The sequence below is a fragment of the Rudaea sp. genome, assembly GCF_036383415.1.
Classification (GTDB): Bacteria; Pseudomonadota; Gammaproteobacteria; order Xanthomonadales; family Rhodanobacteraceae; genus Rudaea.
On the sequence record NZ_DASVOK010000278.1, the window covers coordinates 1 to 9337 of the forward strand.

Consider the following 9337-nt stretch of genomic DNA (forward strand, 5'->3'; position numbering starts at 1 on the left):
GCGGCGGTCGCCCGGGCCGGCGACGATGACGATGCGGCGCCCGCTCACGTCGAGGCGACCGGCGAGATCGGCCATCACGCCGACCGCGTGCGCGTTGTGGCCGTAGTCCATCAGCACCTTGAATGGATGCTCGTTGAACACGTTCATGCGCCCCGGCGCCTGGAAGAATGTCGTGTCGAACGTGCGCAGGCCCTGGCGGATCGCGTCGAGCTTGATGCCGAGTGCGAACGCGAGGCTGGCCGCGACCATGGCGTTCTGCACGTTGTGCAACGCGCGGCCTTCGAGCGTGGCGGGAATCAGGTGCGTCCACATCAGCGGGATATGGCTGCCCTTGTCGTAGAGCGTGATCATCGAACCGTTGACGCCGGCTTCGAGCGCGCAGGCGCGGCCGCCCGCGCGCACATGCTCGCGCACGAGCGCATGCGAGGGGTTCATCGTCACGTAGCAGATGACTTTCGCTTCGGTATACGCCGACATCTTGAGCACGTGCGGATCGTCGGCGTTGAGCACGGCGCAATCCTTGGCGACTTCGACCGGAATGCGCTTCACTTCGGCGAGCTGTTCGAGCGTGTCGATGCCCTTGAGCCCGAGATGATCGCTCTGCACGTTGAGCACCGCGGCGACGTTGACCTCGGACACGCCCATGCCCGCGCGCAGCAGGCCACCTCGCGCGACTTCGAGAACCGCGATATCGATGTTCGGATCGGCGAGCACCATGCGCGTCGACACGGGCCCGGTCATGTCACCCTCAACCGTGCGCTGGCCGTCGATGTAGACGCCGTCGGTCGTGGTCAGGCCGGGCGTGTAGCCGGCCATCTTGGCGATGTGCGCGAGCATGCGCGAAGTCGTGGTCTTGCCGTTGGTGCCGGTGATTGCCGCGATCGGGACGCGCGACGGCGTGCCCTGCGGGAACAGCATGTCGATCACCGGGCCGGCCGCATCGCGCGGCGTGCCTTCGCTCGGGCTCACGTGCATGCGGAAGCCCGGCGCGGCGTTGATCTCGCAGATGCCGCCGCCGATGCTCTTGTAGCTTTCGGCGATGTTCGGCGAAAGAAAGTCGACACCGCCGACGTCGAGGCCGATCGCGCGCACCGCGCGTACCGCCATGTCGCGGTTGTCGGGATGGATGATGTCGGTGACGTCGGTCGCGGTGCCGCCGGTCGACAGGTTCGCGGTCTTGCGCAGCGGCACGATGCGATCCTTTTCCGGCACCGAATCGAAGGTGAGGCCGGCGCTTTCGAGCATCACGGTCGCCTCGCGATCGAGCTGCAATTTCGTCAGCACCTTCTCGTGGCCGACGCCGCGGCGCGGGTCGGAGTTCACGATGTCGACGAGTTCGCGCACCGTGCGCGTGCCGTCGCCGACGACATGGCCCGGCGTGCGCTTGGTCGCGGCGACGAGTTCGCCATTGACCACGAGCAGGCGATGGTCGTCGCCGGCGAGATAGGTTTCGACGATGACCGAGTTCGAATGTTCCTGCGCGGCCTTGAAGCCGGCGATCACGTCTTCGTCCTTGCTGATCGCGATCGTGATGCCGCGGCCATGGTTGCCGTTGTAAGGCTTGGTCACGACCGGTCCGCCGAGGCGGCGCGCGGCGCGCAACGCGCCTTCCTCGCTGCGCACGAGTTCCTGTTTCGGCACCGGCAGGCCGAGCGAGGCGAGGATCTTGTTCGTCTCTTCCTTGTCGCTCGCAAGTTCAACGGCGATGTGCGAAGTGCGGCCCGTCACCGTCGCCTGGATGCGCTGCTGGTATTTGCCGTGGCCGAGTTGCACGAGCGACTGTTCGTTGAGGCGCAGCCACGGGATGTCGCGCTGCTCGGCGGCGCGCACGAGCGAGGCGGTCGACGGCCCGAGCGCGCGCCGCTGCGCGTAGCGGATGAACTGGTCCCGCGCCTCGGCGAAATTCCAGCCTGTGGGTACGCTGTCCTTTGGTTGCAGATTCTGCGGCAACAGCGAGCAGAGCAGGCGCAGGCCGAGGTCGCCCGCGGCGATGCCTTCCTCGCGCTGCGCGTATTCGTAGACGACCGTGTAGACGCCGGGGCGCGCGTCGCTGATGCTGCGCGTCTTGCCGAAGGTGACATCCTCGCCGGCGACATTCTGCAGTTCGATCGCGACGTGTTCGAGCACATGGCCGAGCCAAGTGCCTTCGCCCTCGCGCATGCGGCGGATGAAACCACCCGGTTCGCGATACGAGCAGCCGTGTTCCTTCAGGCCGGGCAGGGCAGCGACGAGGCCGTCGATGAAGGCATTGCCGAGCTTCGCCGTTGGCCAGTTTTCCAGCTCGCCGAGGTCGAGTTCGAGCTTTATGACAGGGAAGTGCGCGTACAGCGAAGGGCCGACGTATACGGAGCGGTCGAGTATGCGCATATCAATTCCCCAGATCAGGCAAACGGCCTGTCCCCAAGGAAAGCACAAAAAGCGCGATTCGCCAATCGGCGTGCCGACTCAGTGCGTCTGCTTCGGCGATACCAGCGAGCCGGCCGACGCCGTGCGCGTGGCGAGATTGAACGTGGCCCCGGCGACAAGAATATGCACCTTGAGGCCGAGCAGGCAGACCGGCTCGTTCTCGCTGACCTGATCCATCGAGGAGAACTGCATTTCGCTCGCATCAACCACGGTCACTGCGCCGGAGCCTTCGACTTCGAGCGTATTGTCCGGATTGATGAAGGCGGCGGTGTCCTCGTCGAGACCGATGCCGACGAGGAACGGGTTGTAGGCGAGAGCGGCGAGCAGGCGGCCGAGGCGGTCGCGCTGGCGGAAATGCTGGTCAATGACGAAGCGGTTGGTCAGGCCGAGGCCCGGGGCGAGGCGCACGCTGCCAGCCGTCGGCGAGGAACCTTCCTTGCCGAACGCGATCATGTGCTCGGACAGGATGCTCGCGCCCGCGCTCGTGCCGCCGACCGGCACCCCACGCGCGTTGCTCGCACGAATCGCCTGCGCGATCGGCGTGCCGCCGAGCAGGGTCGAGATGCGCAATTGGTTGCCGCCGGTGAAGAAGATGCCGCTCGCCTGTTCGATGCGCTGCAGGCGGTTTTTCTCTTCGGCATCGCGGCGCGTGTCGAAGTCGATCGCGGTGACGCGCGCGGCGCCGAGTTCGGAGAATATGCCCTCGTAGCGCGCACCGGTGTCGGCGAGCTGGCTCGCGGTCGGGATGACGACGATGTCCGCGTCGCGGCCGCCGCACAGCGCGACGAACCGCTCGAGGATGCGCGCATCATTGTGCTTGGCCTCGGCGCCGCCGATCGGCACGATCCAGCCGCGTTCGGCGCCTTCGATGACTTTGCTTGGTGACATTCTTGGGCTGGTGGAGTGAAGAAATGGCGACCCGGACAGGAGTTGAACCTGTGACCTCGCCCTTAGGAGGGGCGCGCTCTATCCAGCTGAGCTACCGGGCCGAAGCGAGTTCAGGGAAAGAATACCGTCATTCCCGCCAAGGCGGGACTGACGAGCTAAAAAGCGCTTACGCCTCGTTCAACGCCGCGTTGTGGTAAACCTCTTGCACGTCATCCAGCTCTTCGAGCTTGTCGAGCAGATCGAGCAGGGTTTCTTCGGCTTCGCCCGAAACGGCGACGCGGTTCTCGGGGCGCCACACGATATCGGCGTGCACGGGTTCGAGCTTGGCGTCGGTGAGGGCTTTCTTCACCGCTTCGTAGTTCTCGGGGGCGCACAGCACGGTGCTCTGTCCGTTCTCTGCCTGAACGTCGTCGGCGCCAGCGTCGAGCGCGACTTCGAGGACTTTTTCCTCGCTCGCCGAATCCGGCGTCGCGAAGACCAGCTCACCGAGGTGCTTGAACTGGAATGCGACCGAGCCCGAGGTACCGAGATTGCCGCCGTGCTTGGTCAGCGCGCTGCGCACGTCGGCGACGGTGCGCTGCTGGTTGTCGGTCATGCAGTCGATGATCAGGGCGACGCCGGACGGGCCGTAGCCCTCGTAGCGCAGCTCGTGCATGTCGGCGGCATCGGCGCCGCTGGCGCGCTTGAGCGCGCGCTCGATCGTGTCGCTCGGCATGCTCACCGCTTTTGCCTTGTCGATGGCGACGCGCAGGCGCCCGTTGCTTGCGGGGTCGGCGCCGGTACGCGCGGCGATCGTGATCTCGCGGATCAGTTTGGTGAAAATCTTGCCGCGGCGCGCGTCTTCCGCGTTCTTGCGACCTGCGATGCTGGGGCCTCTGCCCATGGGGATACCTGCAGATTGACTGGTGTGGGTATTTTATCAGCGATGTCCGCGATTGCCTGCGCCTCGATTCGGAAGGGGGCACGCAGCAGACAAAAGAAAGGCCGGGCGGGGCCCGGCCTTGCTAGTGGACATGGACCGGAAATCAGGCGGCCTTGTTGTCCTTCTTCTCGTCTTCCATCAGCTTGTCGACCATGCTCGCCGGCACTTCGGAGTAGTGGTCGAACTCCATCGTGAAGTTGCCGCGGCCGCGTGTGGCCGAGCGCAGGTAGTTGATGTAGCCGAACATTTCGACCAGCGGCACGAAGCCCTGGACGAACGCCTGCGGACCCTTCTGACCCTGGTCGCTGACCTGGCCGCGGCGGCGGTTGATGTCGCCGATCACGTCGCCGAGGAACTCGGCTTCGGTCACGACTTCGATCTTCATCATCGGCTCGAGCAGCTTCGGCTTCGACATCTTGTGCGCTTCGCGGAAGCAGGCCTTGCCGGCGATTTCGAACGCGAGCGCGGACGAGTCGACGTCATGGAACTTGCCGTCGAGCAGGGTGAACTTGAAGTCGACGACTTCGTAGCCGGCGATCTGGCCCTTCTTCGACTCGGTCTTGACGGCGAAGTCGACCGACGGAATGTACTCACGCGGGATGCGGCCGCCGACGATCTCGTCGACGAACTCGACGCCGGTACCCGGTTCGGTCGGCTCGAAGCGCACTTTCACTTCGGCGAACTGGCCCGAACCACCGGACTGCTTCTTGTGCGTGTAGATGTGCTCGACCGTCTGGCCGAACTTTTCCTTGAAGCTGACCTTGGGCTTGCCCATCACTGCTTCGACGCCGAGCTCGGTGCGCATGCGGTCGATCGTGACTTCGAGATGCAATTCGCCCATGCCCTTGAGCACGGTCTGGCCGGTGGCCGGATCGACCTGCAGGCGCAGCGACGGGTCGGCCTTGGCCATCTTGTACAGCGCGGTCGACATCTTGTCGATGTCGTTGCGCGACTTCGGCTCGACCGAAACCGAGATCACCGGGTCCGGGAAGCGCATGCGCTCGAGCAGGGCCGGCTTGGACGGATCGCTTAGCGAGTCGCCCGTCTCCGTATCCTTCATCGAAACGAACGCGCAGATGTCGCCGGCGCGCACTTCCTCGATGTCTTTAGTCGCGTTCGCCTGCACTTCGACGATGCGGCCGATGCGTTCCTTCTTGTCGCGGGTGACGTTGAGCAGCGTGTCGCCCTTCTTGATCACACCCGAGTAGACGCGCACGAAGGTCAGCGTACCGAACTGGTCGTTGATGACCTTGAACGCGAGCGCGCGCGCCGGCGCGTCGTCGGTTACTTCCTGCACGCCGATCGCCTTGCCGTCTTCGTCGACCATCGCGATGCCGCCGTTCTCGCCCGGCGCCGGCATGTAATCGATGACGCCGTCGAGCAGCTGCTGCACGCCTTTGTTGCGATACGACGAGCCGCAGAACACCGGCACGAGCTTGCCTTCGATGCAACCCTTGCGGATGCACTTCTTGAGCACGGCCGGATCGAACTCGCCGGTTTCGAGCAGCTTCTCGAACGCCTCGTCGTCCATCGCGAGCGCGCTTTCGAGCAGATCCTGGCGCAGCTTCGGCAGATTCGCGACCCACTCGTTGTCGGCGGTCGCGGCGAATTTCACCTTGTCCTTGACCTGGTCGAGCGGAATCGTTTCCCAGGTCGAATCCTTGTCGTGCGAATCCCACTTGTAGCCGACGCCCGCGACGAGGTCGACCATGCCGCAGAATTCGTCATGGCTGCCGAGCGGAACCTGGCAGAGCAGGGCGTTGGCGCCGAGGCGCTCGCGGATGCCCTTGACGCAGTGGCCGAAGTTCGCGCCGATGCGATCCATCTTGTTGACGTAGCACATGCGCGGCACGCGGTACTGGTCGGCGAGGCGCCAGTTGGTTTCGGTCTGCGGCTCCACGCCGGCGACGCCGTCGAACACGACGACCGCGCCGTCGAGGACGCGCAGCGAGCGGTTCACTTCGATCGTGAAGTCGACGTGTCCCGGGGTGTCGATGACGTTGATCTGGTAGCCCTTCCACTCGGTCGACACGGCGGCGGACTGGATCGTGATGCCGCGCTTGCGCTCCTGCTCGAGGTAGTCGGTCGTGGTCGAGCCCTTGCCGTCCTTCGTGTCGTGCACGTCGACGATCTGGTGCTTCTTGCCGGTGTAGTAGAGCACGCGCTCGGTCGTCGTCGTCTTGCCGGCGTCGATGTGCGCGATGATGCCGATGTTGCGGTAGAACTTGAGGTCTTTGGTACGGGCCATGGTCGTAACTCGTAAAGGTTTGAACTGGGAAAACGGAAAGCGGTCGGGGTACTCGGAAATGCAATAGCCCGCGGCAACCGGTTAAGGATGCCGAAGGCGCATGAAAGTCGTTTGACGCGACGCGGCGGCGTGGAATGCCGGTGCGATGCGTGGCAATCGCGGCGGTTGGGCCGCACAACTCGCTGATTATACCGGATTTCGGATGGTTTTGCTCGCGCGGGCGGGTTTTCCGCCAAACCGTTCAGCGGTGGCTATTCATCGGCGAAGCGGTAGCCGACACCGACCTCGGTCAGCAGGTGTTTCGGCTGCGCCGGATCGGCCTCGATTTTGTGCCGCAGCGCGCGCAGGTAGATACGCAGGTAGTGCGGCGATTCGACGTGCGCGGCGCCCCAGACCTCGGTCAGCAACTGGCGGTGGGTGAGCACCTTGCCGCGGTGGCGCGCGAGCGCGGCGAGCAGGCGGTATTCGATCGGGGTGAGGTGTACGTCGGTGCCGGCGCGTTGGACCCGGCGCGCGGCGAGGTCGATGACGAGGTCGCCGGCCTCGATGCGCGCTTCGGATTCCGCGTTCTCGTTCTTTGCACGATGGCGTTCGGCCACGCGCAGGCGCGCGAGCAGTTCGCCGATGCCGAACGGCTTGGTCAGGTAGTCGTCGGCACCAAGATCGAGCGCACCGACCTTGTCGGTTTCGCGGCTGCGCGCCGAGAGCACGATGATCGAGCGCGTGTACCACTCTCGCAGGCGCGCGATCACTTCGAGGCCGGAAATGTCCGGCAGGCCGAGATCGACGATGACGATGTCGGGCTGGCGCAGCGCTGCCTCGCGCAGGCCGTCGTGGCCGTTCGCGGCAACGTGCAGCGCATAGCCGTGCGCGTCGAGCGCGGTGGCGAGGAAGCGCGCGATCTGTGGATCGTCCTCGATCACGAGCACGGTCGCGCGCGGTCCGTTGGTACTCATGCCGGCGGCTCCGCCGCGAGCGGCAGGCTGAAACGGAACTCGGCGCCGCCGCCCTGACTGATGGAGTAATTGCGCGCGCGGATTTCGCCGCCGTGCGCTTCGACAATGGCCTTGGCGATGCTGAGGCCGAGGCCGAATCCGCTCTGCGCGCCTTCCGCCTGGCCGCGTTGGAATTTGTCGAACACGCGCTCTTCCTCGCCGGCAGGCACGCCGGGACCATGGTCGCGCACGCTGACGACGATTTCGCCGCGCTGCACCGATGCGGCGATTTCGATCGCGCTGCCGGCAGGAGTATACTTTTGCGCATTGTCGACGAGGTTGAACAGCAGCTGCCCGAGCATCACCTCGTCGACGTGCAGCAGCGGCAGGTCGGTCGGCACATTGACGCTGATCCTGCGTCCGGCCAGCGCGGCCTGCAGGCGATGCAGCACGGCGCCGACGATTTCCTCGAGCGGCACCCACTGGCGCTTGAGCGCGAGCTTGCCCGCGGTGAGCCGGGTCAGGTCGAGCAGGTTGTCGACGAGGTGGTGCAGGCGGCTGGCTTCGTCGAGTACCGCGCCGAGCAGGGTCTTGCGTCGCGCCGCGTCGATGCCTGCAGCCGATTCGTCGAGCAGCGTCGAGGTCGCGCCGATGATGCTCGCGAGTGGCGTGCGGAAATCGTGCGAGATCGAGGACAGCAGCGCGTTGCGCATCTTTTCCGATTCGATCTCGACATCGGCGGCCTGCGCGGTCTCGGCGAGCTGTACGCGCTCCATCGCGACCGCTGCCTGGTTGACAAAGGATTCGATCAGTTGCATCTGCTCGGGCGCATCGAGTCGCGACGGATCCTTCGGCCGCAGGCCGATCACGCCGATGCAGCGCTTGAGCGCGTTGAGCGGCAGGTAGATCGCATCGGCACTGGCCAGCGTGTCGGTGTTGCGTCCCGCCTTCTGGCGATGGTCGTAGGCCCATTGCGCGATACCGAGATCGTTGCCGGGCACGGGATAGCGCGGCGCATTCGCGGTCGCGGTGCCACGCGTGCAAAAGTGCGCCGGGTCGAGCAGGCGACCCTGCGCATCGGGCAGGAGCACGGCCGCTTCGCCATCGATATCGGCGAGGATGTGGCGAATCATGATGCGGCCAAGCTCGTCGACGTTGCGCGACTGCGCCAGTTCGCGGCTCAACGCATACAGCTCGTTCGTGCGGCGCTCGCGCGCACGCGCAACCGCAGCCTGGCGCTTGCCGCGCGCGGCAAAGTTGCTGATGACGAGACCCGTCGCCAGCATCACCCCGAATGTGATCAGGTACTGCGCATCGGAAACGGCGAACGAGTAGATCGGCGGCACGAACAGGAAATCGAACAGCATCACGGACAGCACCGCCGCGAGCGCCGACGGCCCGCGACCGATGCGCGCGGCGACGTAGACGGTGCCGAGCAGGTAGAGCATGACCAGGTTGGTCAGCTCGACATAGGGATACAGCAGTTCGCAGACCAGCGTGATCGCGGCGACGACGGCGGCGCTGCGCGCGTACGACTGCCACGGGCTCGTGCGCCGCGGCAGACGCCGCGGCTGCGTGGTCTGTTCGCCCGCTTCGCCGGAGATCACGTAGACGTCGATCGCACCGCTGCGTCGCGCGATTTCGTCGACGAGCGAAGGCCGCAGCCGGTCGTGCCAGCGCGGGCGGCTCGGCTTGCCGAGGATGATCTTGCTGACGTTGCGCCGGCGCGCGTAGGCGAGCAGTTCGCTCGCGACCGATTCGCCGGAAAGGTTCGCTGTTTCCGCGCCGAGAGCTTCAGCCAGTTTCAGATTCGTGATGACGCGGTCGCGTGCCGCGCGTGGCAGCCGCGTCAACGCGGGCGTCTCGACGTAGACCGCGATCCAGCCCGCATGCAGCGCGGTCGCGAGCCGGCGCGCAGCGCGCACCACGCGTTCGGAC

General features: G+C 65.6%; 6 protein-coding genes and 1 tRNA gene. All 7 read right to left on the minus strand.

Going from position 1 to position 9337, the window contains the following annotated elements:
- The coding region (cphA, locus tag VF497_RS10470) for a cyanophycin synthetase (protein WP_330888399.1) at positions 1 to 2367 on the minus strand (2367 nt) is incomplete at its 3' end.
- Between the two features lie 78 nt (positions 2368 to 2445).
- The gene (locus VF497_RS10475) at positions 2446 to 3294 is read right to left on the minus strand and encodes a cyanophycinase (RefSeq protein WP_330888401.1); all 849 of its coding nucleotides are present in this window, start codon (positions 3292 to 3294) and stop codon (positions 2446 to 2448) included.
- Between the two features lie 24 nt (positions 3295 to 3318).
- Positions 3319 to 3395, minus strand: a tRNA-Arg gene (locus VF497_RS10480).
- 65 nt (positions 3396 to 3460) lie between these two features.
- Positions 3461 to 4177, minus strand: coding sequence for a YebC/PmpR family DNA-binding transcriptional regulator (locus VF497_RS10485; RefSeq protein WP_330888403.1), 717 nt, complete (start codon positions 4175 to 4177; stop codon positions 3461 to 3463).
- Between the two features lie 142 nt (positions 4178 to 4319).
- Positions 4320 to 6464, minus strand: coding sequence for an elongation factor G (fusA, locus tag VF497_RS10490; protein ID WP_330888405.1), 2145 nt, complete (start codon positions 6462 to 6464; stop codon positions 4320 to 4322).
- Positions 6465 to 6715: 251 nt separating this feature from the next.
- On the minus strand, positions 6716 to 7420 hold the full coding sequence (locus VF497_RS10495) for a response regulator (protein WP_330888408.1): 705 nt from the start codon (positions 7418 to 7420) through the stop codon (positions 6716 to 6718).
- The coding region (locus VF497_RS10500) for a DUF4118 domain-containing protein (protein ID WP_330888410.1) at positions 7417 to 9337 on the minus strand (1921 nt) is incomplete at its 5' end. The genes VF497_RS10495 and VF497_RS10500, both read right to left, overlap by 4 nt.

Bases quoted from the DNA above. Each gene is read 5' to 3' on its own strand.
- VF497_RS10475 (WP_330888401.1), bottom strand. From the start codon at position 3,294: ATGTCACCAAGCAAAGTCATCGAAGGCGCCGAACGCGGCTGGATCGTG.
- VF497_RS10485 (WP_330888403.1), bottom strand. From the start codon at position 4,177: ATGGGCAGAGGCCCCAGCATCGCAGGTCGCAAGAACGCGGAAGACGCG.
- fusA (WP_330888405.1), bottom strand. From the start codon at position 6,464: ATGGCCCGTACCAAAGACCTCAAGTTCTACCGCAACATCGGCATCATC.
- VF497_RS10495 (WP_330888408.1), bottom strand. From the start codon at position 7,420: ATGAGTACCAACGGACCGCGCGCGACCGTGCTCGTGATCGAGGACGAT.